The sequence below is a fragment of the Cronbergia sp. UHCC 0137 genome, assembly GCF_034932285.1.
Lineage (GTDB): Bacteria > Cyanobacteriota > Cyanobacteriia > Cyanobacteriales > Nostocaceae > Cronbergia.
On record NZ_JAYGHC010000015.1, the window covers coordinates 22,648 to 49,000 of the forward strand.

Sequence of the window (26,353 nt, forward strand, 5' to 3'; positions counted from 1 at the left end):
CGTTTAAAGAAAAAAGTTTCGGGCTTAACTGAACCGTGTTGGATTAAATTTGAGAAAAACTATCAATTGCCTCTATCAAATGGTCAATTTCTGCTTGTAACGTTAAATAATGAACACTAACCCGAATACAATTAGGATTAGCAATTGTCCGAGTTAAGATTTTTTGTGATTCTAGAAACTGCACCAACTTAGAACTTGGTTGACCGTTGGTAAACTGAAAAGAAACTAAACCACTTTCAGGTGGGGAATTTTTTAAACATTTGATATTAGCTAATTGAGTTAAATTCTGCCACAGATACTTAGCATTGTTACATATTTGCTGATAACGATCGCTTGCTGTTCCCCAATGATTATGAATAGCGATCGCTTCCGTTAAACCCACATACAATGGAATAGCTACAGTAGACACTTCGTATCTTCTCCCATCTGGTCGCCAACTCTCTGGCTGCCCTTGATTATCCGTAATTATCGCATTCAAGCCAATAAAAGTGGGATTCAATTTCTCCCGTACTTCCGTCCGTACATATAACCCACCAGCACCCGCAGCGCCACATAACCACTTGTGACCCGTAAAAGCATAGACATCTACCCCCAATTCTGTTAAATTTAAAGGTAGAACCCCAACCGATTGAGCCGCATCTACTAGCAGCAAAGAATTATTATTCCTGCATAATTCTACAATTTTGTCAAGTGGCAAAACCTGACCTGTATTCCAAAAAATGTGACTGACAACCACAAGGCGAGTATTAGGGCGCAAGTGTTGGGCAATAATATCTACAGGGTCGCCATCATTCAAAGTTGCCATTAGGGGACAAGTAGTAACTTCCACCCCAAACCGCCGTCGAATTTCTTGGGCAGTAGCAATTATGCCAGGGTGTTCACAGTCAGAAAGCAGCAGATGATCACCTGAGTGCCAATCTATCCCCCACATTCCAATATTACAGCCAACGGTGACATTATCCGTGAGAGTAATTGTATCACTGGGGACATTTAACACAGAGGCGATCGCCCCCCTAGCAGCTTGAATTTGGGGAGTTATCCAGCTATAAGCCTCAGCCCCAAAGGGACCCAAATCCTGAATCCTAGCTTGTGCTAAAGTAATAGCATCCATAGCCCCTTGAGCCATGGGTCCTTGTCCACCATAATTAAAATAAGTCTTATTAGTTAAAGCAGGAAACTGTGCGCGATGGCGATGCAACATATTATTTAGAACACTATAAATTAAAACTTAACCAAAAAAACTTCCATAATTATCTGATTATCCCACAGTGAGTACATTAATCCAAAAAACTGATTTCTCCAGCAATTGCTCAAAACATGGCCGAACCCCCAGAAATATTGTTAACTTAAATGGATGCTAATCAATGCTGAACTCCTACTCCAATATCAACGCTGTAAGCGACGACCTTATTTAGATACTCATGGTGACTATCACCAGCGAGATATTCCGAATGAGTTGCTGCTACAATTGCAACAGGAAAAAACCGCCCATCGTCAAAATGTGATGCAAGATTTGGTTTATCACCAACCAGATTATCCCCCAAAAAACTGGCACGCAGGAGTCGAAGCTACAATAAAATTGATGGAAGAGGGGGTAGAGTATATTCATCGGGGAGTGTTATTAGGCACTTACAATGAAAGATATACCTTGCTAAGTCGTCCAGATTTGCTCGTCAAACATCCAGGAAAATCGCGTTTTGGTAATTGGGTTTATATTCCCTTAGATATTCAACTAGGAAAACGTCCTAAACAAGAATATCAAGTTGTTGCCGCCTTTCATGCACAACTTTTAGGAATGGTGCAGGAAGTGACACCTGATGAAGCTTGGCTAATCTTGCGAAACAAAGACGCATCCTATGTGGTGGATTTAGAAAAATGGACACCACAGATGTTAGATATTTTAGCGGAATTTATGCAAACGGTCGAGTCACCAGAACCGCCAGAAGTATTTATTTCTCGACAAAAATGTAATCTTTGCCACTGGTATAGTCATTGTTATGCGATCGCCCAATCACAGAAACATCTCTCACTCTTGCCCGGTGTGTCACCCATTCGTTACGATCAACTGCAAAATATCTCTATTACCACCCTAGAAGCACTAGCAGATAGTAATTCTAGCACCTTAGAAAATTTGGTTGGCTTTGATCGCAGCGTCGCATCTAAGTTAATTTTGCAAGCCAAATCAGTATTAAACAAACAGCCGTTAATTTTACCCCAAAGCCAACCTCCAAAAAATCTCAGCTTTACAGCCCCAATAGAATTATACTTTGATATTGAAGCCCAGCCAGATTTAAATTTAAATTATCTCTTAGGGGTTTTGGTTGTTGATAGACTTGCTAACACAGAAAAGTTCTATTCATTTTTAGCAGAAACACCAGCAGATGAGGGACTAATTTGGCAGCAATTTCTGGATTTAGTTTGGGAATATCCCCAAGCTCCAATCTATCATTTTTGTGTGTATGAATTTGATACAGTTAAAAGATTGGGCAAATTTTACCGCACACCATACTCCTCCGTCCAGCCTGTACTAAATCGGTTTGTAGATATTTATGAACAATTAACTCAAAGTGTTGTCTTACCAATAGAAAGTTATGCCTTGAAAGCGATCGCTCGTTGGTTACAATTTGAGTGGCGTGAAAAAGAAGTCAGTGGTGCTAAATGTATTTACTGGTATAATGAATGGTTAGCAACAGGCGATCGTACCTTAATAGAAGCCATTCAAAGCTACAATGAAGATGACTGTCGCGCCACCCGCAAAGTTAAAGATTGGCTATCCAACTTTTTCCAAAATCTATAAACGCGGCATTTGTATAAATATATATTTATACAATGTTTATACTTACCAATACATAAATTTACTCATGGGATTAATCAAAAAACTTTCTCGACCACCCCTAAGTATTTTCTTAATCATTCTAGCGATTATCATCAGTTTATTATTAAACAATTTTGCCATTGCATCTGTTAGTAATATAGAATTTATTGGACAAACCCTTTTACCCACCGGTTTAACGTATCAAAAAACCGAAATAGGTGGATTATCTGGAATCACCTACGACAACAAAAACGACCTCTATTATGCTATCTCTGACGACAGAGGAGAAAAAGCAGATCCTCGTTTTTACACCTTAAAAATTGACCTTAGTAAAGGTAATTTAACTAAAGATAGCGTTGTTCCCATGAAAGTAACAACATTATTAAATGAAAATAATCGACCCTTTCCCACTAGAAGCACCGATACAGAAGGTATTGCTTATAGTAGTAAACAAACCTTGTTTATTAGTTCTGAAGGAGATGTTAAAAGATCAATTAATCCTTTTATCAAAGAATTTTCCCTAGCTTCTGGACAAGAAATCACAACATTACCCATACCAGATAAATTTTTACCAAATCAAAATGGTACTCAGGGTATTCGTGATAACTTAGCCTTTGAAAGTCTCACCATTACACCTAATGAAAAATATCTATTTACAGCCAATGAAAACGCCCTAGTTCAAGATGGTACAGTAGCTAAAACTGGTATTGGTAGTTCCTGCCGGATTTTACAATATAACCTCTTAACTAAGCAGCCAGAAAAAGAATTTCTCTACCAAACAGAACCCGTAACATCCCTATTTAATATTACTGGTAGATTTGCTAGTGGATTACCAGATATACTCGCTCTTGATAATAAAGGAAATTTTCTTAGTATAGAAAGGTCTTTTACAGGCATTGGATTTGCTATTTTTCTATTTCATTTTTCTCTAGAAAATGCTGATGATATCCACAATATCAAAAGTATTTCCGCCATTAGTCACAAACAAATTAAACCAGTAAAAAAGAAATTACTTTTAGATTTGCGAACTTTAGATGTACCTTTAGATAATATTGAAGGTTTAACCTTTGGTCCAAAATTACCTGACGGTAAACAATCATTAATTCTGATTAGTGACAACAACTTTAATCAACTACAAACAACCCAAATTCTCGCTTTTAAAGTAAAAATACAACTAGAATCACCATTTTATAGATTATTGCGCCGAATTAGAAATTTACCATTAATTAGGTAAAATAGATTTCATCTTACTATTTTAGGAGTTACGCATTGACACAATCTATTTTTATCTCTTGTAGGGTGCGTCAGACCCGATAATTTAGCAAACAACAGATTTTTTCTATCTGACGCACCGCAGTAGTGTGTTAATTCTGAATCCCTTATCCCATAAGACTTTATGCATAAAATGTGTCGCCATATTTTTATGAGAAAGTGCCTGAAACAGGTGTTTTCGGTGTAAACTACGGTAACACCAATAATTTTCGGGACAATCCCTCCAAAAACACACAAAATTAACATACTAGCACCCCACTAATATAGCATTCCCAAAGCCTGAAACCAGACAATTTACTTCATACATATCATCTGTATTTTGTACGGTGTGTAAATCATATATTCAAGTAGTCACAAATGCCCTATAATTTAGAATATGAATAACCAAAAATCAGAACCAGATAATTACCTGGGAAAATTATTAAACAATCGTTATTTAATTAAAAAATTAATTGGTCAAGGTGGAATAGGTAGTGTTTACTTAGCCGAAGATATTGGCAAAGGTGGAATAACAGTCGCATTAAAAATTATCAACTTACACCTGATAAATCAAAATATATCCCAACGTTTTGGCCAAGAAATTTCTATTGCTGCTCAATTGGGTAGAAAAAGTAAAAACATTGTCCGGGTTTTAAGTTACGGTATTACTGATGAAAAGGTACTTTTTTATGTAATGGAATATCTGGAAGGTAAAAATCTCAAACAGATACTTAGAAATCAACCTTTACAAATTTCCAAATTTTTAGAAATCAGCCAACAGATTTGTTTAGGACTACATTGCGCTCACCAAGGTGTGAGCATCAAAGGTCAAAACTATCCTGTTATACATAGTAATATTAAACCTGAAAATATATTTATTCATGAAAATAGCAAAATATTAGAGATAGTGAAAATTCTTGATTTTGGTGTCGCTAAATTTATTATAGAACGCAGTGGCGTAACAATGAATGACTACTTTATAGCTAGTTTACCATACTGTTCTCCAGAACATATAGAAGGACGTAAACTTTTAGATGTACGCTCTGATATTTATAGTTTGGGAGTATTGATGTTTGAAATGCTCACAGGAAAACATCCATTTTGGGCAAAAAATAATTCCTTTGGTGCATGGTATCAAATGCACCGCTTTCAAGCCCCACCGGAGTTTTCCCAAGTCAATCACCAAGTAGAAATTCCTCCGCAATTACAAAAATTAGTTCTACATTGTTTAGCCAAAGATGTGAATGAAAGACCTCAGAGTATCAGTGCAATAATCAATGATTTGGCAAGTATCAAAACCGAATTTGAACAAAGTTCTCTGGGAAGTAATAGCAATAAAGTGACATCTACCTCGTTAGTTAATGTAGAACCTTTAAAAACCTTATCTGAAAAAGAATGTTTACGAAAAATTTGGCCGAAAAATAAACCTGTTTCACTTATTGGGTTTCCCAAGTTATTATATACAATCCAAGGTAACATACCAACTTTTTGGGCGATGTTACCGAAGGCAGAAATTAATAAATTAATTGCTAAACAGGGTAAGAATAACACAGAATTTATAATGAGTCAAGTAGAAATTTACCCCATGGTATTATGGGTAACACTTCTATATGATGATCAATTTTCCCTAACTAGATGGTTATCTTATTACTTGGATATTAAAGAACTTAAAGACAAGGAAATATTGGATACCTTAGCCACCAAAGGTTATTATCACCTGCTATTTTTTAGTATAGAAGAACCTACTAGCTGTAGTCATGTAATTACTATCAGTTTGACTCCTAACCAAAATGAACAGCTTGGTGTTTATGTGAAGTCTAGTCAGAAAGTAAATACAACACTAATTTCTAGCAAGCAGTCAAAATTTAACCTAAAAGCAGAATATGAAAAATCCAAAGTAGAAATATTGAAAAAAGTTGCAGCATCTCAAAATAAAGACCTAGTTGGTGTAAAATATTGGATAGCTCAATTATTTAAAAAAGTGTTTTAGGGTCAACTGAGTGCGGCTTTAGCTGACAGATTAAGCTACACCTTGGATTTTAATCCCCGTCATCTTATTCAACTCCCACATTTATTTTTACTTGCCATAAGTTAACATTTTATAGATAATATTTTACATACACAGGAATAGTAATCAACCTGTCTAAAAACTTGATCACTGCCTAAGACGCAGACGTTGTACCTTTTTCCCTGTTCCCTGTTCATGGTCGGTGAGCGTAGCCGAACCGCTGTTCCCTGTTCCCTGTTCCCTGTTATATATGAGGTTGCCAAAGTGAACACAAGCCCATTTGCATCTCCCACAGGTCAGGAGTTACTTGCCAATCGGTATCAACTTAAACAATTAATTGGCAAAGGTGGCATGGGAGAAGTTTTTCTAGCAGAAGATATTTTGCTAGGGGGTACACAAGTGGCAATCAAGTTTTTATCCCAATCAGTTTTGGACTCTAGTAGACAAAAAAACTTTACCCGTGAAGCTCTTTTGAGTGCAGCACTGAGTAAAATTAGCATCCATATTGTCTGGGTTTATGACTACGGTTTGAGTGAAAGCGGTAAACCATTCTATGTGATGGAATATCTATCTGGTAAGAGTTTAAAGAAACTGATTCCTATGCCTAGTGACAAGTTTTTTAACCTGACACGGCAGATTTGCTTAGGCTTGCAGTGCGCTCACCAAGGTATTAATATTGACAACAAAATCCACCCATTAATTCACAGAGATATTAAACCGGCGAATATTATTGTAATTCCCGACCCTATTTTAGGAGAATTAGCTAAGATATTAGACTTTGGTATTGCCAAATTTATCAATTCTTCTTCAGTAATTACCACTAAAGGATTTCATGGAACTCTGCCCTACTGTTCTCCTGAACAACTGGAGGGAGGAGAATTAGACAGTCGTTCGGATATATATAGTCTGGGTGTTGTGATGTTTGAAATGTTGACAGGTAAAAAACCGTGGCAGCCAGAAACAGACTACTTTGGTGCTTGGTATAGAGTACATCAATTTGAGCCACCAAGAGCGATCGCTGATCTTGCTCCCCACTTAAAACTACCCCAGCAGTTAAATGATTTAATTATGACCTGTTTGGCGAAAAAACCAGAACAGCGTCCCCAAAACATAGGAGAAATATTGCAAGTTTTAAACAAAATTCAACAATCTCCCCAGAGTTTGCCGGCAAATTTACAAAATCCAGCTATCTCTAAATTACCCCAAACAATAGTTAAAACCTTTTCCCAACTTGTTTGGCCTGCAAATAAACCAATACAGGAAATAGTTTTTCCTCAATTGATCAATACCAGCAACTCTTCCGTGGTTTCTCTGTGGCTGATGTTACCACAGATCGAAATCACTAATCGTTCCCATAGCACCCGTTACAACCAATTTATTTTTATTGCCAAACCGCATCCGATGCTGCTGTGGGTAACATTACTTTATAACCGAGAACATAGCCCCAAATGGCTACCGTGCTATTTAGATATGCAAAATCCCCAAAATCTTAGCTTGGTATCTACTTTAGCTGCAACCGAGTATTACTTTTTAAATTTCTTTACCCTGGAAGAACCCCACAATTGCGTTAACATTCTCCGTAGTAACATTAATCCAGTACAACAACAAAATTTACAAACCTGGATTAAACAGAGTCGGCAACTACCACCGACATCTCAAGCTGTAGAGAGTAAAAAGTTGTTGAAGCAGCAGTATAAGGACATTCAATCCCAAATGTTACAACATCTTAACTCACAGAACCAGATTTCTATGTTATAGTTAAATTTGTGCAGCCAAGGGAAATCAAAGGAAATTATTAATTTCTAGAAAAGCCTTGACAAAAACAAAAAAGTCGGCAATACTAATAAAGATGCTGATTGAGGGACTGTAGTTCAATTGGTTAGAGCACCGCCCTGTCACGGCGGAAGTTGCGGGTTCGAGCCCCGTCAGTCCCGTTCTAAAGTGCTGAGTTATGTTTATTCTATAATTTAGCATCAACTATTAGTTCTGCTTTGAGAGAGAGTAAACTGTGACCGTCAGAGTCCGCATTGCCCCAAGTCCAACTGGAAATTTACATATTGGTACAGCGAGAACGGCTGTATTCAATTATTTGTTTGCCCGTCACCACGGCGGTAAGTTTATATTACGAATTGAAGATACAGATTTAGAGCGATCGCGCCCCGAATACACCGATAATATATTGAGTGGACTGCGCTGGTTGGGGCTAAATTGGGATGAAGGTCCATTTTTTCAATCCCAACGGCTACATCTTTATAGTCAAGCAGTACAACAACTGTTAGATCAAGGTTTAGCCTATCGTTGCTACACCACATCCGCAGAATTAGACGCACTCAGAGAAGCTCAAAAAGCTAGAAACGAAGCCCCCCGCTACGATAACCGTCACCGCAACCTCACCCCAGAACAACAAGCGGCTTTTGAAGCCCAAGGACGGACTTCTGTAATCCGTTTTAGAATCGAAGACGGTCGAGAAATTGTCTGGAATGACTTAGTAAGGGGTCAAATGTCTTGGCGTGGTAGTGATTTGGGTGGTGATATGGTAATCGCCCGCGCTTCAACAGAAGGTGTTGGTCAACCACTGTATAACTTTGTGGTTGTGGTGGATGACATTGATATGGAAATTTCCCACGTCATTCGCGGAGAAGACCACATCGCTAACACCGCCAAACAAATTCTGTTGTATGAAGCTTTAGGGGCGAAAATTCCCGAATTTGCCCATACACCCTTAATTTTGAATCAAGAAGGGCGTAAACTTTCCAAACGGGATGGAGTAACTTCTATTTCCGACTTTCAGAAAATGGGTTTTACTGCGGAGGGTTTGGTCAATTATATGACCTTGTTGGGTTGGTCGCCGCCAGATTCAACTCAAGAAATATTCACCTTAGAAACAGCAGCCCAGGGGTTTGGTTTTGAGCGTGTGAATAAAGCCGGGGCTAAGTTTGACTGGGACAAACTGGATTGGTTAAATAGTCAATATATCCACAGTATGCCTGTTGATAAGCTGACAGATTTACTCATACCATTCTGGGAAGAAGCTGGATTTGAGTTTACAGGTGGCAGAGATCGTGGTTGGTTAGAGGAGTTAGTGACATTAGTTGCTGCTAGTTTAACTCGGTTGGTGGATGCGGTGGAGATGACGAAACTGTTTTTTATAGATACAGTAGAATTTAGTGAAGAAGGCAGTCAACAATTAAAGCAAGAAGCTTCCACAGCAGCACTTGAGGGGATAATTGCCGCATTGGAAAATCAGCCCGAACTGACAGCAGAAACAGCCCAAAACATCATTAAGCAAGTGGTGAAAGAGCAGAATGTTAAGAAAGGTGTAGTAATGCGATCGCTCCGAGCCGCTTTAACAGGAGATGTACATGGACCCGACTTAATTCAATCTTGGTTATTACTGAATCAGATTGGTTTAGATCGACCAAGGTTACATCAGGGAATTATAGCAGGTAATTAGGACTTATTGAATTTAATCTAAGTCTCTTTGGGAAGATATTATCATCATGGCGCGATCGCATATTTCTTGTTTGTCTACTATTTTCTCAAGTTCACAGACATCATACCGACCTTCATTAACTTCCAAAGAGGCTTGGTTAATTGCTTGACGGAAACCACTGTCTAAAGATTCTCGAAGTTCTTGGTTATTTAAATAATTTCCCTTGGAGTTTGGTCTAGCATTCAAGTCCTGAATTTCTAAGGTTGAGTTACGGATTGATACTTCCCAAGAGCGGGTGGTTCGATTTTCAGCCTTTTGTTTAATCAGATGTAGAAGTAAAATGATGCTGTAACTACGAATTTGATTAAGAATATCCTTTTTGCTCATTTCTTCCATTTCATCAATCATCAAGAGGGCGCTAGATAAATTACCTGTTTGTAATAATTCCCGTAATGCTATTAATTCTTCCATTCATCCCTCCTTACTCGAATGCCTTCTTAAATTATAGGACTTACGCAAAAACCACTCAAACTCTTATTTCTCTGTGTCCTCTGCGTTCTCTGCGGTTAGATATTCCGTAAATCATAAATTACTTTGATCTTGGATTAATTTTACCGTATAGTCAATTCCTCTAACATTGGGAACTTATGGTGTAAGATTCATGTCTTGAACAACACTGAGGAATGAATATAATTACAATGCCACCAAAAACGCTTGTTAGAGGAATCAGATTATCATTGATGCTAGGTACACTCTGGATAACAGCAGTGATGGATACTGCTATGGCAGAAGAAATACCAGCAATTTTCGGAGATGTTACCATCAGCAAAAAGTTTTCTCCAGACCCTTTTATAGTTAGGGGAATGAGTGGGGGTTCAGTTCCCAGCAGTCAAGTAGCTGGAACAAAGGAAACACGACCAACTGGTGCTTGTACTGGATTTGTAGACGAAGCACCAGATCACACCTTGGAATTAGGTAGTAAGTTTGACTACCTAAAACTGCAAGTAGAAAGTCCTGCGGATACGATCATGATTGTTAAAGGACCCGGTGGTACTTGGTGTAACGACGACTTTGACGGCAAAAACCCTGGTATTGTGGGTGAATGGCTGCGGGGAGTTTATCAAATTTGGATTGGTTCTTACAACCAGGGCAAGTACATACCCTACACCTTAAAAATCACAGAGGTTAAGTAGGGCTAGGAGTCAGGAAGAAGAATTAAAATCCTTCTCAAGCTTGATTACTTTCAAAGAGCAGCATTCTTGTATTAGAATTAAGTTAACTTTAGTTAAGATTCTTGATAAACGTCATGAATCCGTCATAGAGGCGTTAAACCTCTATGGCTCAGATTAAACAAAATGGATTTATAAACATCCGTTGTCCGACTCTTACCGACAATCAAGCATGAAGAAACATAACATTGACTTCATAATTGATCTGAAAAGTCGAGTCATATTGACATTTAGAGGTAAATAAAAGATGAAATTCTCTTGGAGAGTGGTAGCACTCTGGTCAGTGCTGGCATTGGTAATTGGCTTTTTCTTCTGGCAAGGTGCTTTTGCTGGCAATCCTACCGATATGAGTAAGAATGCAGCTAATACCCGCATGACTTATGGGCGCTTTTTAGAATATTTGGATGCCGATCGCGTCACCAACGTTGATCTTTATGATGGTGGTAGAACTGCGATTATTGAAGCTAATGATCAAGATATCGAAAACCGAGTCCAACGGTGGCGGGTAGATTTGCCATTTAACGCCCCTGAATTGATCAATAAACTCAAAGAACATAAAGTAAGTTTTGATGCTCACCCCATGCGGAATGATGGGGCAATCTGGGGATTATTAGGAAACTTATTATTTCCAGTTTTGTTGATTACTGGCTTGTTTTTCTTGTTCCGTCGTTCTAATAACCTTCCCGGTGGCCCTGGTCAAGCAATGAATTTTGGTAAATCCCGCGCTCGTTTTCAAATGGAAGCGAAAACCGGGGTGAAGTTTGATGATGTCGCCGGTATTGAAGAAGCGAAGGAAGAACTGCAAGAAGTTGTCACTTTCTTAAAACAGCCGGAAAAATTTACTGCTGTGGGTGCAAAGATTCCTAAAGGTGTGTTATTGATTGGACCGCCTGGAACTGGTAAGACTTTATTGGCGAAAGCGATCGCTGGTGAAGCTGGTGTACCTTTCTTCAGTATTTCCGGTTCCGAGTTTGTAGAAATGTTCGTCGGTGTGGGTGCGTCCCGTGTCCGCGATTTGTTCAAAAAAGCCAAAGACAACGCTCCTTGTATCATCTTTATTGATGAAATTGATGCGGTCGGTAGACAACGGGGTGCGGGTATCGGTGGTGGTAACGATGAGAGAGAACAAACTCTCAACCAACTACTAACAGAAATGGATGGATTTGAAGGTAACACTGGCATCATTATTATTGCTGCTACCAACCGTCCTGATGTATTGGATTCCGCTTTATTACGTCCCGGTCGTTTTGATAGACAGGTAACTGTCGATGCCCCCGATATTAAAGGACGTTTGGAAGTTTTACAAGTTCACGCCCGGAATAAGAAGTTAGATCCTAGCGTTTCTTTGGATACTATTGCTCGTCGCACACCAGGATTCACCGGTGCTGATTTAGCTAACCTCCTCAACGAAGCGGCTATTCTCACCGCCAGAAGACGGAAAGAGGCGATTACCATCCTAGAAATAGATGATGCAGTGGATCGGGTAGTTGCAGGGATGGAAGGAACTCCTTTGGTAGACAGTAAGAGTAAACGCTTGATTGCTTACCATGAAATTGGTCATGCTTTGGTGGGTACTTTGCTGAAAGACCATGATCCTGTACAAAAAGTTACTTTGATTCCTAGAGGACAAGCACAGGGTTTAACTTGGTTTACTCCCAACGAAGAACAAGGTTTAATTACCCGTTCTCAACTCAAGGCTAGAATTACCGGTGCTTTGGGTGGTCGTGCGGCTGAAGAGGTGATCTTCGGTGCAGCAGAAGTGACAACTGGCGCTGGTGGTGATTTACAGCAGTTGTCAGGGATGGCGAGACAGATGGTAACAAGGTTTGGGATGTCTAACTTGGGGCCTTTGTCACTGGAAAGCCAACAGGGAGAAGTATTCCTGGGTCGTGACTGGACAACACGTTCTGAGTATTCTGAATCTATAGCTTCTCGTATTGATGCACAGGTGCGGGAAATTGTGGAGGAGTGCTATGAGAATGCTAAGAAGATTATCCGCGATCATCGTAGCGTGAGCGATCGCTTAGTAGATTTGCTCATTGAGAAAGAAACCATTGACGGTGAAGAGTTCCGTCAGATTGTCGCTGAGTACACCGAAGTACCAGAAAAATCACAGTTTGTACCACAACTGTAAGGTTTTTAATTGAATTTAATTTAATCTAAAATTAATGGGGATGGTCAACACCATTCCTATTTTTTTGTTCTTTGCAGCACCATAATTATATTTTTTGTAAAATATGAGAAACAGTTAATTTTAATTCTGGAAATAGTGGAGATATGATCAAATCATCATTTCTAAATTGATTAACTAAATATTCCCCATCAATTAAATAATAAACTGAGATAGTGGGTTGTTTTGGATTACCAATAAACCTTTTACCACCGAAAGCAGCATAATCAACTATCCAATATTCAGGAATACCCATTGATTCATATTCATCAGCTTTAGTCGAATAATCTGTTTTCCAATTACTGCTAACAATTTCTATTACTAAAGGAACGGAAGCAGCTTGAGTAATGGTTGATTCTTTTTTCCACAAAGGTTCATTAACTAAGTTATTTCTATTTAATAACAATAAATCAGGTGAGTAAGTTGATAAACCGTTAGGTGTTTTAATTAAGGCTGCTTTAGGGATAAAATAGGGGAGTTTGAGTTTTTTATATTCCGTAACTATTTCTTCTATTAAAAATCCGATAATTTCCTCATGATCTCCTACTGGTGGGTTCATTTCAATAATTACTCCATTGTGTAATTCATAGCGTAATCCTGTCTCTGGATACCATTGGATAAATTCGTCAAAGGTTACTGGTTTAGTTAAGGTTTGAACCATGATTCACCTCTTGAATGGTTGTAATAAATGAACCGCAAAGACGCAAAAGAAGAAGGAAGAAAATATATAATTTTACGCGGAGAAAGAAGTAATATAAAAGAGCAACTGACGTTATTTAAGACAATTATCGCAATGTCCACAACGCCAATTTTCAGCTTCTTTCCCAAAACCAAAAGCATTTAATAAAAATTGCCAACGACATTTTTTAGTAGTTAGATATTCTCTCATTTGTTTAGCAGCTTGTAATTGTGTTGCTGGCTGATTTCCCGACTTTGACGAAATAGAATAATGAAAAGGATCAAGCCATTGCAATTGTCCATTACTGTGAAGTAGAGAAAGCGACATCGCTGCATCAGGAAATTGTTTTGTTACAGCCATTACTTCTCCCTGTTGTGGTAATTTTTTCACCAATTGCTGCGCTTTTTGTTGATGCTTAAACATTTGGTTTTCAAAAAACTCCTGTCTTTGCTTATCTTCAGAATCTAACCAACCCGTCGGTTCACTCACCAAAGTCAACACCTCCGCAGGTTTTCCATCTCTCCCAGCGCGTCCGATTTCTTGCACATATTCAGATAGTAAATGTGGTGCGTGAAAATGTATTACCCAACGGACATCACTCTTGTTTATTCCCATTCCAAAAGCACAGGTACAGACAACAAATGGTATTTTTCCACCTAACCAACTAGCTTCTACCGCACGGCGTTCTGTTGCACCCAAACCTGCATGATAACTAGCAGTATTATATCCCTTTTCTGTTAACCATTGCGCCAAATCTTCACTATCTCGCCGGGTACGCACATAAATTAATCCCGCTTGATTTGGTCTATTTTGAATAAATTTTAATAATTGTTGTTTTCTACCCTTTGGAGTCCAAGCAATACGCACAATAGGATGTAAATTTGCCCGGTATGGATTGAGGCGAAAATTTTCTGGTTGTTGTAATTGTAAAACTGTAGAAATAATCTTTTGAGCTAAAGGATCAGCAGTTGCAGTAAAAGCAGCTATACTAATTTTTGTTCCCGGTGGTTTTGATTTTATTAATGCTGGACGCACAGCCCCCAAACGTCGATAAGCTGGACGAAAAGTATCACCCCATTGTACTAAACAATGCGCTTCATCTAATATTAAACCATTAATTTTTAATTGGGGATGAACTAATCTTTCCCACACTGGTGGACTTAATAAAGTTTCAGGTGATAAATATAATAATCTTAATTGTTGTTTTTCTAAAGCTTGCAAAGTTGCACGACGTTGAGGTGAAGGTAATTCACTATGCAAAAGAGCAGCTTTTTGGTTGCGTTGACGCAGTTCTTCAACTTGGTTTTCCATTAACGCTACCAAGGGAGAAACCACCAAAGTTAATCCTGTTTTCAATAATGCAGGGAGTTGAAAACAAATCGACTTTCCCCCGCCTGTGGGCATAATAATTAATGCGTCTTTTTGTAATAATAAACTATTGACAATTTCTCCCTGTGGTGGACGAAAATCTTCATATCCCCAGATTTGTTTTAATGCTGTGCGGACTTCATTTAATGAGGTATTGTTGGGAATATTCATAATCTTCCTTTAGGACGAGGAATAGCTTTTCCTTGCACATCAAAGCAAGTTTTAGAAGTTCCAGGAAAACCATTAATCAAGCGATTCAACATATCAGCATCGTTTTGAAAAACTGTCATCCAAATAGACCAAAATCCCTGACTTTGAGCAGTACGAACAATTTGTTTTCTCATTTCAGGAGTATCATTATTTTGTAAGTCAGCAAATGCTTCTTGGGCTATTCCTACAGCTACAAGTCTTTCTGTCCAACGCTCATCTGCTGGAGTAATTTTAGGATGTCCAGGTTTTCTATCTAAACCAATTAAATCTAGTGTGTTTTTTGCTATTACTCTTTCTGGATCAGAAAGCAAGGAATTTACTTTTACATCTGCGCTCAAAGGATGATATTCAAAAATTCGGAATGTATTATCTACATCAGCCCAATAAAAGTTTTTTCTCCTGATAAGAGAACGTCCTTTAATATCATTACAAACTCTACATGAAATAAAAAAATTATGCCAAACAGTTTGTAGTCTTGGATAATGCTCTTTGGGTAAAATATGCTCCACATCACGAACATTTGTCACTGGTTTTTCGCAATAGCAGCAATAATGACCTATTCTTTCGACAATCTGTTTTTTAGCATCTTGATATTTACTGAAAGAAACTTTTTGATCTGTGTTTGGATTAATTGGTATACTACCTCTTTGAACTGGACGCATTATTAATCTCCTAATTTTGCTAAACGCTTCATTTTTAAAAAAGCATGATAGGCAACATCATCACTATATGGTTCTATTAATTCATCCAGTTCTATTTTTAAGTTTTCCAATTCTTCTGGAGATGAATTATTAGCATTTTCTAACATTTGATAGTATCTTTCTGCGGTTTCCATCATCTGTTGATGTCGATCATTTCTATTTGTATTAGGAACGTGCATGATATATTCCATGATATATTCCGTATATTTGTTTTCATATTCTGCTGCTGGTATTAAATCGGGGTTATTGAGATCAATCAGTTCTCCCTCTCTTAAAGATTGAATAATAAATGGTGAATGGGTAGTTGCAAAAAATTGAATGTTAGGAAATGTTCTTTTTAAATCTTCGACTACTCGGCGTTGCCATTTTGGATGTAGATGTAAATCAATTTCATCAATAAGTACAATACCAGGAGTAAGTTTAGCTGCTTCGCTACCAAGTTGAGGATTTAAAACTGCTGCTCGATAGGCAATATCAGCAACCATAGTTAACATTGTCCGAAATCCATCACTTAACATTCTTAACGGCAATTCGGTTTTATTATCAAAAGTTACCATAAGTTGATCTTCAAGAATATCATATTTTACTTCCTGACAGTTTTCTATACAACTAATAATTACAGTTTTCACTGTATCTAATAAATTAATTACTTGTCCTCTTTGTAGCGATGCTATTTCCATTGTTTTCAGCCATTCTAATAATGCTCTTAGGTTAGATACTGGATTTAAACAATCAATATACCCTTGTAGTCTAGACCCAGGTTTAATAGTTTTTATATCATTTTCTGTTTCTGGCATCCATAAACGATTAGTTCCATAATAAGCAATCAAAGGTAAAATAATATCTTCTCCTTTGGAGACTTGATCAACAAGTTGTTGAAAAATGTACTGAGCATTGTATGGAGAAAACCTTGGTTCATTATCATTTAACATCTGGATATGCCATGATGATTCATGATTATTAATAATACCTTGACAAGAAACTTTAAAAGGAAATTGACGCTCAAATGTTGGTATTTCACTCTTGTAATATTTAATATGGCGAATATCATCTTGATCAATTTGATAATCTCGCGCCGGAATCTCTCGTACAAATAAAAGTACAAAACTTGCACCATTGGATAGTGCCTTGAGAATTGCTGTTTTACCAGTACCATTATCACCAATAAAAACGTTAAATTGATCGGAAAACTCAAATGTTTTATGCTCAAAGCATCGAAAATTCTGAAGTTCAAGTTGTCGGATTTTCATGTTAGTCCTCGTAAATATAGTTTAATAATTTAGGTTTAGTCATGAATTGAAAGTTATAATAAATAGGGGTTGCTAATTACATTTTTTATAACTTATATGGAAGAATTACTTGAATTAAGGCAGCTTTTAGAACAGGGTAAAATTCCTGAAGCATTACTATTAGTGGATGAATTAGAAGAAATGAGCCTAAGTGAAAAAATTAATAAAATTGATAGTTATGGCGTAATTCTACTCATCCATTTAATCAAACAAAAAGCTGAAAAACGTTCTACTCGTTCTTGGCAAATATCTATAGAAAATGCAGTGCGGGAAATTAACAAAATTAATAAACGTCGCAAATCTGGTGGTGTTTACTTAAATCAAACGGAATTAATGGAAATTCTGCAACAAGGATATCAAGTAGCACTGAAAAGAGCAGCGTTTGAGGCCTTTGAGGGACGTTATGAAACGGAAGAATTAGCAGCTATGGTACAAGAATCAGAAATATTAACTCATGCTTTGGAATTAATTCAAAAGTAGAGACGTTCCATGGGTAGGGATTCTCGTCTCTACATCTTCTATGCTGTTACTTCTTCCTTTGCTTCTTGTTGTAAAGAGACATACAATCTATTCAGTGCATTAACGTAAGCCTGAGCCGATGCCACAATTATATCTGTGTTGGCTGCATGACCTGAAAATACACGGGATTCATGACGTAAGCGGATGGTTACTTCCCCAAGAGCATCAATACCTGCTGTTACAGATTGTACAGAAAATTCAATTAATTCGTTAGGTACATTAACGACACGGTTGATGGCTTTATAAACTGCATCTACTGGACCTGTTCCAATAGCTGCATCAGTTAATTCTTCACCGTCGGGGGTGCGGAGAGTAACGGTAGCGGTGGGTTTGGCATTGCTACCGCAGGAAATCTGCACTAACTCTACTCTGAATAAATCGGGTGTTTGTTGAATTTCGTCGTTAACGATCGCTTCTAAATCCCAATCAGATATCTCTTTCTTTTTATCCGCTACTTCTTTAAACTTAACAAAGGCTTTATTTAACTCGGTTTCTGATAGTTCAAAACCCAATTCTTTCAACCGATTACCAAAAGCGTGTCTGCCGGAATGTTTACCCAAAACGATTTGATTGTCTGTTAAACCAATCAATTGGGCATCCATGATTTCATAAGTGAGCTTGTTTTTCAACACCCCATCTTGATGAATCCCTGACTCGTGGGCAAAGGCATTTGCTCCCACAATGGCTTTGTTTGGTTGTACCAACATTCCTGTTAAAGTGGAAACCAAACGTGAAGTTTTGTAAATCTGCCGAGTGTCAATATTTGTTAAGGGTGCTTCCGAATCGACAGAACGCCCTAAAAAGGGATTGAAATATTGTCGTCGGACGTGCAATGCCATCACCAATTCTTCTAAAGCAGCGTTTCCGGCTCTTTCTCCAATGCCGTTGATGGTACATTCTAACTGCCTTGCACCATTTTTGACGGCTTCTAGGAAGTTGGCAACGGCTAAACCTAAATCATTATGGCCGTGGACGGAAATAATCGCTTGGTTGATGTTGGGGACGTTTTCGGTAATGCCCTTAATCATTGCCCCAAATTCGCTGGGGGTAGTGTAACCAACTGTATCAGGAATGTTAACTGTTGTTGCACCGGCAGCGATCGCACTTTCCAAAACCTGATACAAAAATTCTGGATCTGTCCTGGCAGCATCCATTGGCGAAAATTCTACATCGTCCATGAAAGACTTAGCATAGGCTACCATTTCCTGAGCGATCGCTAAAACTTCCGCCCGCGACTTCCGCAACTGATACTCTAAATGAATATCCGAAGTAGAAATAAAGGTGTGGATTCTGCCATGAACTGCCGGTTTTAATGCCTCTGCTGCCGCTTCAATATCTGCTTTAATCGCTCTTGCCAAACTACAAATCACAGGGCCATCCTCTGTCCCCACTGTTTCGGCAATTTTCTTCACAGCCTCAAAATCTCCAGGACTGGCAAAAGCAAACCCTGCCTCAATAATATCCACCCCCAGACGTGCTAGTTGCTTGGCAATCACTAGCTTTTCATCTATGTTTAAAGTCGCTCCTGGACACTGTTCTCCGTCTCTCAGGGTAGTATCAAAAATGATGATTTTATCTGTTTGATTGCTCATTGATCTGACCTTGTTTAGTTTTGACTGGGGGTTTTAAAATACCTTGAACTTTACTTTTTTTTAGTTTGAGATTTGTGAATAACTATGAAGCTAACTAAGCATCAGTTTTTTCTATTTGGTCTCTAATATCGTTCAAGTCTATATATCTGTCGGTAGCATTACGAAGCTCTCTGGCGATCATTCCTTCCGTTGATACTACTGTGATGTGGGTATTTTTGGAACGTAATAGTTCGATCGCTCTTTCAAAATCCCCATCACCACTGAATAATACAACTCTGTCATACTGATCTACTGTATTAAACATATCTACAACGATTTCAATATCTAAATTCGCCTTTTGCGAGTAGCGGCCAGAGGAATCATCATAGTATTCTTTAAGAATTTTAGTCCGTACTGTATATCCTAAACTTATGAGTGCGTCTCTAAAACCCCGTTGATCTTGTGGATCTTTTAACCCAGTGTACCAGAAAGCATTAATTAATGTTGTTTCTGACTGCTCATTTTTGAAGTATTCTAAGACCCGCCGTGGGTCAAAAAACCAGCCATTTTTTTGTTGAGCATAGAACATATTGTTTCCATCTACAAAAATAGACAGACGATTCATTGTAGAACCCATAGAAATTTACACCTAAATAATAGATAAGAATGTTAGAGGGAACAATAGATTATAGCAATTGTTGAATGGCAAACTTGCTAATATCTATAAACTAGATATTAATGTATAGCTTGGATCTTACCTCCTTTCAAGGATAAAGTTAGCTAAAACATTAAAGTTAAGATGCTGGAAACTGAACTTTTTGTACCTCCGACTCTCACAAATACGCCCTGTCTTCAAAATCTACCAATAAAATTGCCTGAATACCAACATTTTAAACTCTCTAATTGTCAAGTTTACTCCTAAAGAGGTATGGCATAGAACCAGGAAGGATATAAGCTGATGCTCATCAATAGATTTTTTGATCAACAATAGGGATCATTTTATGGGGATCATCAATATTTTGCCAGAGGCAGAAGACATCAGGGGATATGGCCTCTAGGAATTTCGTGAGATGAAAATGACTATTAGCTCCGGTAGAGTTAATCATACTTCACCCCATTACCAAGGGCTTACAACAAATTTACATCATAGTGTTTGACTCCCAAAAAGAGTCCGATTGTATCTGTATTGGTAAGCTGTGGGAGGAAATATATCGTTACAAATTTGGTGTGAATCAAGGCAAAGTTTACAAAAGTATAAGTTTTTCATTTAACTCTTATTTCAAAACGTTGACATTGGAGTGAGGGCTGAATAAATAAAAGCGTTGTACTTAAATTAATCAGTAACATGATATAACAGAAGAAGATACATTTACTTTAACTAAAAAAAATTAATCTTGGTTACTTAGAATCATTTAAGTAAATTTACAGCCATAATAGCAAGGGGATTTATACGCAAATCTGATCTGATCATCTTTGTTCGATCCCTCCAATGTCGAATATCTATTGATTGTTGCTCAATTATCGGTTCTCACCCAGGTTAAGGGAACAGGGAACAGGGAACAGGGAACAGGGAACAGGGAACAGGAAACAGGAAACCCTATCACTTGACCAGATTTAATACTGTTCTCCAATTCTTCCTCCTGCCTCCTGCCTCCTGCCTCCTGCCTCCTGCCTCCTGCCTCCTGCCTCCTGACTCCTGCCTCCTGACTCATAAACATTTTTGCCAATGTTCTAACTCAGGATAGATAAATTACAGTTTATATGGTGTACAAAGCCTAATAATAAAAGCTTTTGCCAATTAATTTGCCATAAATTTGCCAAAATATACAAAAAGATGTCATAATTTTTGCCAAGATAATATATTATTTCCCAACAATAGACTTAACAATGATTAGCATGAGTGGAAAACTAATGCAATACGACGGGAAAGCCTTTCTCGTTCTGCTTTTGCCAATCTCGTTTGTAATCATTTTCCTGGTTTCTACCTGGAAAATATGGCTGATTTTCTTAGCGATCGCTATTTGCTTCAATCTTTGGCAGCAATATAGATGGGACAAGTGGTGTCAGGAAGTTAACCCTCTTTTCCATCAGATAATTCGGGAAAATCAGGGCAAAATTACACCAATGGATTTGTCCATTAAAGGTAATTTGTCTGGAACAGTGGCAAAACGCTATTTAGATGGTAAAGCGGCGGAATTTGGTGCTAGTATGCTGAACTCTGACAATGAGGATCAGTGTTACTACTTTATCACTGGTAGTATTCTGGGTGATATACTGGATAGTAGTGAGTCAGTTAAAGAAGACAAAGTTCAATCACCTTCTAAAAAGGCTCTATCACTTTTGATGCCACCCACCTCAAGTCCAGAACAGGAAGAAGAGATTACTGAATCACTACCTGATCTTAACCATGAGGAAATAAAACCACCATTGGCACAACAGTTAGTTTTTGGCTCTCTGATTCAGTCAGAATTGGCCAAGCGGCTAAATGTTTATTCCAGCACTGTTTATAAACGACGCAATGATCCAGATTTTGCTGAGTGGAGTCGCGCTCGTGATCCTGATGGGGTGGCTTGGTCCTATTCCCGCAGGAATAAGGAATTTTTCCCTTTGGAGGCAGAGGTCTAAGTTTTTGTTGCTGACCCTACTGCTTGACCAATGGAGGTGAATCCGTTTTCTGCGAGTTTGACTAGCAAACCTGTTAAAATTCGCCGTACCATCATTGGACCTTGGTAAATCCAGCCTGTGTAGACTTGGATTAAACTAGCACCAGCAATAATTTTTTCCCAGGCATCCTCTGGGGTAAAAATGCCACCAACGCCGATGATCACGATTTCTCCTTGAGTTTGCTGATAAATATAGCGAATTACCTCTGTAGAGCGATCGCGCAGGGGACTACCGCTAATTCCCCCGGCTTCTGCTTGGGGCGATTTTCCTGTTTTTTCAATGACTTGGGTTTTCAATCCTTCCCGACTGATGGTGGTGTTGGTGGCAATAATTCCTGTGAGTTTGTAGGTTTTAGCGATCGCTATAATGTCAGAGATCGCTTCCCAACTCAAATCCGGTGCTATCTTCACAAAAATTGGCTTTTGTGATCCGTTGGCTTGTTGTAATGTGTCCAAAATTTGACTGAGCATAGCCCCATCCTGGAGCGATCGCAATCCCGGTGTATTCGGGGAAGAAACATTAACTACAAAATAATCCCCCAAATCTTGGAGTAATTGAAAACTATTGAGATAATCCTGTGCAGATGCTTCTAACGGTGTTATCTTAGATTTACCCAAATTTAAACCTATAGGTATAACTGGTGATAAAATTAACTCTTGCTTAGAGAGTTTTAATCTAGTCGCCATTGCCTCCGCACCGGAATTATTAAAACCCATACGGTTGAGGGCAGCTTGATCTGAGGGTAAACGAAATAAGCGGGGCTGTGGATTTCCTGGCTGGGGATGGTAAGTAACAGTACCTAATTCTGCAAAACCAAACCCCAAATTAGACCAAACGCCAGCAGCAACACCATCTTTGTCAAAACCGGCAGCCAAGCCTAGAGGATTAGAAAAGTTTAAACCAAATAAATTTTGTGCTAAACGTGGATCATTTAAACATAATGATCGTCGAAGGCATTGATTTAACCAGGAAGTAGGGGGATAAACACTCGTTTCTGAAAGCCATTTAAGACTACGAATTGTTTGCTGGTGTAACCACTCAGGATCGGCTTTTACCAGAGTGAATAAAACTGGGCTAACTAGGGCTTGATAAATATCCAATTTAAGTTAACGTCTACCAAATGATTAATAACGCATTTAAGTCAAGATAGCTGATGCTGTCTTGGACATCATAAATATACTACTACAAGTTATGTTGACCAATAAGAAAATGGGGCAACTAGAAAAACCTATAGATTCAGGAAAAGCAATCCTTTCTTTGGCGCGATTACTCCAGAGCCTCCGAGAAGAAGATAATGTGGATATGCTGATTCAAATTACTATTGGTTATATTCAAGAACAATTTGATTACCAGTTAATTTGGGTTGCCCTTTATGACCAGCTAAAGCACTCTTTACATGGCAAAGGTGGTATCATTCCTGATGGAGATCAAGGTATTTTAGAAGCATCCGTTGTTCTCAACCCTGGAAATTTGTTAGAACAAGTAGTGATTCAACACTGTTTTGTAGAGGTAGAAGATCTACAAAATGAACCCCGCGCCCCTGAATGGCAAATAATTGCTGCTAAATCGCAAATTCAAGGCACAGTAATTTTACCAATCCGCTATAAAGATAATTGTTTTGGCGTGATATTGTTAGGTTCATCACATAGAAACTACTCACTAACGGAGGATACTAGGGGAAAACTGGTGATTGTGCTGGGTGAACTAGGGTTAATGCTGTCTCAAAAAGAAAGAAATTGGCAGCAAAAACAATTAGAGTCTCCGACTAAATTATTATTACAACTACAGGAAAATTTACGCTCTCTCAATAGCTTAAATACCAGACTAGAAGCAGTGGTAGGGGCTACTCATCAGTTTATTTCCCCTTCTCGAACAACGGTTTACTGGTTAGAACGAGAAAAACGCCATTTTTGGTGTCGGATGAATAATTGTATGCTGAATATAGGACGCAGCGAGGATCTTCTTCAGGCATCGGTAGGAATTACTATTCAGGAAATGAGTGATTTTTATTATGCTTTGACAGTGGATAAAGTTGTTTGGGTGGGTGAGTCTAGTAGTTCACTGAAAACTAATTCCCATGGAAAATTGTTACAACGGTTGGGGATGCGATCGCTCTTAGCTGCACCAATTATTTGGCAAAAAGATTTATTAGGCTTTTTGGCGGTGGAAAGTCGGGAAGGGCGAGTTTGGAAAGAAACAGATAAAAACTTTGTTCAAAGTGCGGCTGGGTTGCTCTCCTTGGTGATTCCTATTGATAGCATGGAAACCACAATCGCCCAAATTCAAAAAGATCATCAACTTACGAATGAAGTTGCCCAAACTATTTATCAGCATCAGGATATAGAAGAAACCTTACATGGTTGTGCAACTAATATTTTAGAAAGATTGTCAGCCAACCGCTTTTTATTATTTCAATATAACTCTTACCAAAATATTTATCAAGTTCTTTACCAAAGTTCTACTCGTCATCAGCGAACTTGGCCATTATCTATTGATCCACTTGGGGAAATAGATATTAAAGCTTTGCAAAAAGCAACTAACGCTATTGAAATAGAAAACTGGGAAAAGGATTTGCGGTTATCAAACTGGCGATCGCAATTTGTAGAAAATGGCGGGCGATCGCTATTACTTTGCAACTGCACTCAAGGACATCATCCAGAACTACTTTTAGTAATTACCCACGAACAACTACACTCTTGGACAAACCTAGAAAAAAAGCTCCTGTGGGTATTAAGTCAACATATTGGCGTAATTGTTCACAATTGGCAGCTAGGGATTAGTAGCCAGCAACAACAGAAACTTTCTCGCCTTTTTCAGCAGTATTTTAAAATCTTAAACCAAGCTGAACCAGAAAAAACCGAATTAGAAGCTCTGAAACAAATAGCATCTGTATGGGAATGTCCATTGGTGACGATGCTTTCTTGGTCTGTTGATCAAAGTGTAGCCAAAATTATCTCTGGTGTAACAACTGATAGTTGCTTTAAAACAGTTGATGATCAATCTGTCGATGTTGAAAAAGAGCCACTGATTCAGTTAGCATTATCTAAAAATGGTTACTCATATTTGAAAGGAAGTGATTTACAACCAGAAACTAAAAAATGGTTAAAAATACCTGATAATTCTCAAGTTGTGGTGATAGGTTTGCGTAGTCATGCTGAAGACCAATGTACAGGGATAATCTTGCTTGTAGATTATGGAGAACGTATGTGGTCAGAAACGATTCTCAATGCTACAGAAAATTTAGTTTCTCAATTAGCTTGGTGGCGACATCATCAAACAATTATCCCCGGTTTACAGTCTAGCAATCTAGAAATAAAAAAATTAAATTGGTACAAACATGGTCGTTTGACAGAAACCCAAAGATTAGCTAAATCCTTACTTGGTAAAATTCATGATTTGGGGATTCCGTCAACAGAATTAACGCGGATGCATTACAAATTACTGTTAGGACAATTGAATCATACGATTGGTTCGATCACAAGTATGATTAAACAAGAACAGTGGCAGTTGCAGGTAAGCTGGGAAACGATGTCAGTGTCAAATTTACTGAGGCGATCGCTCGACCGAGTAGACAGCTTAATGAAGCAGAAAGAACTATGGATCAGTGTTCATGGCTTACAACAATTTATGGAAGACCAAGAACCACAAACACGTTCGACCTTGGTGACAGATGTAAATAATACCAATAATCAACCTAAAGTAGCGATCGCTGGAGACATCGTAAAAATTGAATTAGTCATACATGAATTATTGGTGATTGCGTGCGATCGTTCTGTCGTTGGTACAAAAATTGATATTTGGTGTAGTCCTTTAGGTGGGCGTTTTTTAGAACTATCAATTACCGATCATGGGATAATAGAACCATCCCTATTAGCAGCCCTTGGTAAAAGTGCAATTGACGATGATTTCCGCAACTTGCAACTCAACCAACCCCCAGGTTTGCATCTACTTATTTGTCAGCAATTAATGAAGCAATTAGGAGGAGAACTGCAAATATATCAAATACCAGATCATCGAGTTGTTAGTCGATTATTATTACCATTAGCTCCTCAACATATCAATTCTTAGGAAAAAATGTTTCTGAAAATTAGTTTATAAAAATTATCTTTATTAAATAAAATAAAAATATAGGAGTTACGCATTGACAAAATCTATTACATAAGGCAATACTGTTGCCAAAACCCTGAAACCCTATTGATATCGTAACGATTTTATTAGTTTTCAGCCCTATATTTGGAAAATTGGCAAAGGTATTGATAAGGATGATAGATTTTATCTCTTGTAGGGTGTGGTTCGGCAAGCTCACCAACCACGTCAGACTCGATAATTTAGGAAACACCCTTTCCTCAAAGATGAGATAAAAATCAACTTGAGTATTTCCCGGTGAATATTTAATAGCATTTGATAACAGATTTCCTAAAATAGAACGTAATAACTTTTCATCTA

General features: G+C 38.1%; 19 protein-coding genes, 1 tRNA gene and 1 pseudogene. 11 read left to right on the top strand and 10 right to left on the bottom strand.

The annotated features are described in order from the left end of the window. Positions 1 to 43 precede the first annotated feature (43 nt). A complete protein-coding gene (locus VB711_RS09425) occupies positions 44 to 1,201 on the bottom strand; it encodes an aminotransferase class V-fold PLP-dependent enzyme (RefSeq protein WP_323285651.1) in 1,158 nt (385 codons plus the stop codon). 153 nt (positions 1,202 to 1,354) lie between these two features. On the opposite strand from VB711_RS09425, the gene VB711_RS09430 reads away from it, so the two are divergent. The 6 genes from VB711_RS09430 to gltX all read left to right on the top strand — a co-directional run bounded on the left by VB711_RS09430 (position 1,355) and on the right by gltX (position 9,528). Further along, positions 1,355 to 2,797, top strand: a complete 1,443-nt coding sequence (locus tag VB711_RS09430; protein WP_323285652.1) for a TM0106 family RecB-like putative nuclease — start codon at positions 1,355 to 1,357, stop codon at positions 2,795 to 2,797. Positions 2,798 to 2,861: 64 nt separating this feature from the next. Beyond that, positions 2,862 to 4,049 carry an esterase-like activity of phytase family protein gene (locus VB711_RS09435; protein ID WP_323285653.1) on the top strand — a complete coding sequence of 396 codons (1,188 nt, stop codon included), beginning with the start codon at positions 2,862 to 2,864 and terminating at the stop codon, positions 4,047 to 4,049. Positions 4,050 to 4,463: 414 nt separating this feature from the next. Beyond that, positions 4,464 to 6,056, top strand: a complete 1,593-nt coding sequence (locus tag VB711_RS09440; protein WP_323285654.1) for a serine/threonine-protein kinase — start codon at positions 4,464 to 4,466, stop codon at positions 6,054 to 6,056. A 282-nt stretch (positions 6,057 to 6,338) separates the two neighbouring features. After that, positions 6,339 to 7,832, top strand: coding sequence for a serine/threonine-protein kinase (locus VB711_RS09445; RefSeq protein ID WP_323285655.1), 1,494 nt, complete (start codon positions 6,339 to 6,341; stop codon positions 7,830 to 7,832). Positions 7,833 to 7,934: 102 nt separating this feature from the next. Further along, a tRNA-Asp gene (locus tag VB711_RS09450) sits at positions 7,935 to 8,008 on the top strand. A gap of 74 nt (positions 8,009 to 8,082) precedes the next feature. Continuing rightward, on the top strand, positions 8,083 to 9,528 hold the full coding sequence (gene gltX / locus VB711_RS09455; protein WP_323285656.1) for a glutamate--tRNA ligase: 1,446 nt from the start codon (positions 8,083 to 8,085) through the stop codon (positions 9,526 to 9,528). 12 nt (positions 9,529 to 9,540) lie between these two features. On the opposite strand, the gene VB711_RS09460 is transcribed toward gltX, so the two are convergent. After that, positions 9,541 to 9,978, bottom strand: a complete 438-nt coding sequence (locus tag VB711_RS09460; protein ID WP_323285657.1) for a DUF29 family protein — start codon at positions 9,976 to 9,978, stop codon at positions 9,541 to 9,543. A gap of 227 nt (positions 9,979 to 10,205) precedes the next feature. Between VB711_RS09460 and VB711_RS09465 the strand changes: the two genes are divergently transcribed. Then, the gene (locus tag VB711_RS09465) at positions 10,206 to 10,700 is read left to right on the top strand and encodes a hypothetical protein (protein ID WP_323285658.1); all 495 of its coding nucleotides are present in this window, start codon (positions 10,206 to 10,208) and stop codon (positions 10,698 to 10,700) included. A 283-nt stretch (positions 10,701 to 10,983) separates the two neighbouring features. Continuing rightward, a complete protein-coding gene (gene ftsH2, locus VB711_RS09470; RefSeq protein ID WP_323285659.1) occupies positions 10,984 to 12,870 on the top strand; it encodes an ATP-dependent zinc metalloprotease FtsH2 in 1,887 nt (628 codons plus the stop codon). A gap of 85 nt (positions 12,871 to 12,955) precedes the next feature. Here the strand turns inward: ftsH2 and VB711_RS09475 are convergent, their stop codons facing one another. From VB711_RS09475 to VB711_RS09490, 4 genes are all read right to left on the bottom strand, one after another. Continuing rightward, entirely contained in the window at positions 12,956 to 13,567 is a 612-nt protein-coding gene (locus VB711_RS09475) for a Uma2 family endonuclease (protein ID WP_323285660.1), read from the bottom strand. Positions 13,568 to 13,678: 111 nt separating this feature from the next. Beyond that, positions 13,679 to 15,124 carry an ATP-dependent DNA helicase RecQ gene (locus VB711_RS09480; RefSeq protein ID WP_323285662.1) on the bottom strand — a complete coding sequence of 482 codons (1,446 nt, stop codon included), beginning with the start codon at positions 15,122 to 15,124 and terminating at the stop codon, positions 13,679 to 13,681. Continuing rightward, positions 15,121 to 15,825 (bottom strand): hypothetical protein, encoded by a 705-nt coding sequence (locus VB711_RS09485; protein ID WP_323285663.1) that lies wholly within the window; start codon positions 15,823 to 15,825, stop codon positions 15,121 to 15,123. Before VB711_RS09485 ends, VB711_RS09480 begins: the two co-directional genes overlap by 4 nt. A gap of 2 nt (positions 15,826 to 15,827) precedes the next feature. Then, positions 15,828 to 17,114: an AAA family ATPase gene (locus tag VB711_RS09490; RefSeq protein WP_323285664.1), complete on the bottom strand. Its 1,287-nt coding sequence runs from the start codon at positions 17,112 to 17,114 to the stop codon at positions 15,828 to 15,830. A 96-nt stretch (positions 17,115 to 17,210) separates the two neighbouring features. Here VB711_RS09490 and VB711_RS09495 point away from each other — a divergent pair, with 96 nt between their 5' ends. Continuing rightward, positions 17,211 to 17,633 (top strand): DUF29 family protein, encoded by a 423-nt coding sequence (locus tag VB711_RS09495; protein ID WP_323285665.1) that lies wholly within the window; start codon positions 17,211 to 17,213, stop codon positions 17,631 to 17,633. 38 nt (positions 17,634 to 17,671) lie between these two features. Here VB711_RS09495 and VB711_RS09500 read toward each other — a convergent pair whose 3' ends face one another. Together VB711_RS09500 and VB711_RS09505 are read right to left on the bottom strand one after the other, a co-directional pair. Further along, on the bottom strand, positions 17,672 to 19,264 hold the full coding sequence (locus tag VB711_RS09500) for a 2-isopropylmalate synthase (protein ID WP_323285666.1): 1,593 nt from the start codon (positions 19,262 to 19,264) through the stop codon (positions 17,672 to 17,674). A gap of 94 nt (positions 19,265 to 19,358) precedes the next feature. Continuing rightward, positions 19,359 to 19,880, bottom strand: a complete 522-nt coding sequence (locus tag VB711_RS09505; protein ID WP_323285667.1) for an NYN domain-containing protein — start codon at positions 19,878 to 19,880, stop codon at positions 19,359 to 19,361. Positions 19,881 to 21,139: 1,259 nt separating this feature from the next. Here VB711_RS09505 and VB711_RS09510 point away from each other — a divergent pair. Beyond that, positions 21,140 to 21,868, top strand: a complete 729-nt coding sequence (locus tag VB711_RS09510) for a hypothetical protein (protein WP_323285668.1) — start codon at positions 21,140 to 21,142, stop codon at positions 21,866 to 21,868. Here the strand turns inward: VB711_RS09510 and VB711_RS09515 are convergent. Continuing rightward, positions 21,865 to 23,007, bottom strand: coding sequence for a quinone-dependent dihydroorotate dehydrogenase (locus VB711_RS09515; RefSeq protein WP_323285669.1), 1,143 nt, complete (start codon positions 23,005 to 23,007; stop codon positions 21,865 to 21,867). The two genes, VB711_RS09510 and VB711_RS09515, sit on opposite strands and share 4 nt — an antisense overlap. 109 nt (positions 23,008 to 23,116) lie before the next feature. Here VB711_RS09515 and VB711_RS09520 point away from each other — a divergent pair, with 109 nt between their 5' ends. Continuing rightward, on the top strand, positions 23,117 to 25,975 hold the full coding sequence (locus VB711_RS09520) for a GAF domain-containing protein (protein ID WP_323285670.1): 2,859 nt from the start codon (positions 23,117 to 23,119) through the stop codon (positions 25,973 to 25,975). A 19-nt stretch (positions 25,976 to 25,994) separates the two neighbouring features. Here the strand turns inward: VB711_RS09520 and VB711_RS09525 are convergent. Continuing rightward, positions 25,995 to 26,353: pseudogene (locus VB711_RS09525) on the bottom strand (hypothetical protein); the annotation flags it as partial.

Coding starts and splice junctions, on each gene's coding strand:
- VB711_RS09425 (WP_323285651.1), bottom strand. CDS start 1,201: ATGTTGCATCGCCATCGCGCACAGTTTCCTGCTTTAACTAATAAGACT.
- VB711_RS09430 (WP_323285652.1), top strand. CDS start 1,355: ATGCTAATCAATGCTGAACTCCTACTCCAATATCAACGCTGTAAGCGA.
- VB711_RS09435 (WP_323285653.1), top strand. CDS start 2,862: ATGGGATTAATCAAAAAACTTTCTCGACCACCCCTAAGTATTTTCTTA.
- VB711_RS09440 (WP_323285654.1), top strand. CDS start 4,464: ATGAATAACCAAAAATCAGAACCAGATAATTACCTGGGAAAATTATTA.
- VB711_RS09460 (WP_323285657.1), bottom strand. CDS start 9,978: ATGGAAGAATTAATAGCATTACGGGAATTATTACAAACAGGTAATTTA.
- VB711_RS09465 (WP_323285658.1), top strand. CDS start 10,206: ATGCCACCAAAAACGCTTGTTAGAGGAATCAGATTATCATTGATGCTA.
- ftsH2 (WP_323285659.1), top strand. CDS start 10,984: ATGAAATTCTCTTGGAGAGTGGTAGCACTCTGGTCAGTGCTGGCATTG.
- VB711_RS09475 (WP_323285660.1), bottom strand. CDS start 13,567: ATGGTTCAAACCTTAACTAAACCAGTAACCTTTGACGAATTTATCCAA.
- VB711_RS09480 (WP_323285662.1), bottom strand. CDS start 15,124: ATGAATATTCCCAACAATACCTCATTAAATGAAGTCCGCACAGCATTA.
- VB711_RS09485 (WP_323285663.1), bottom strand. CDS start 15,825: ATGCGTCCAGTTCAAAGAGGTAGTATACCAATTAATCCAAACACAGAT.
- VB711_RS09490 (WP_323285664.1), bottom strand. CDS start 17,114: ATGAAAATCCGACAACTTGAACTTCAGAATTTTCGATGCTTTGAGCAT.
- VB711_RS09495 (WP_323285665.1), top strand. CDS start 17,211: ATGGAAGAATTACTTGAATTAAGGCAGCTTTTAGAACAGGGTAAAATT.
- VB711_RS09500 (WP_323285666.1), bottom strand. CDS start 19,264: ATGAGCAATCAAACAGATAAAATCATCATTTTTGATACTACCCTGAGA.
- VB711_RS09505 (WP_323285667.1), bottom strand. CDS start 19,880: ATGGGTTCTACAATGAATCGTCTGTCTATTTTTGTAGATGGAAACAAT.
- VB711_RS09510 (WP_323285668.1), top strand. CDS start 21,140: ATGAGTGGAAAACTAATGCAATACGACGGGAAAGCCTTTCTCGTTCTG.
- VB711_RS09520 (WP_323285670.1), top strand. CDS start 23,117: ATGGGGCAACTAGAAAAACCTATAGATTCAGGAAAAGCAATCCTTTCT.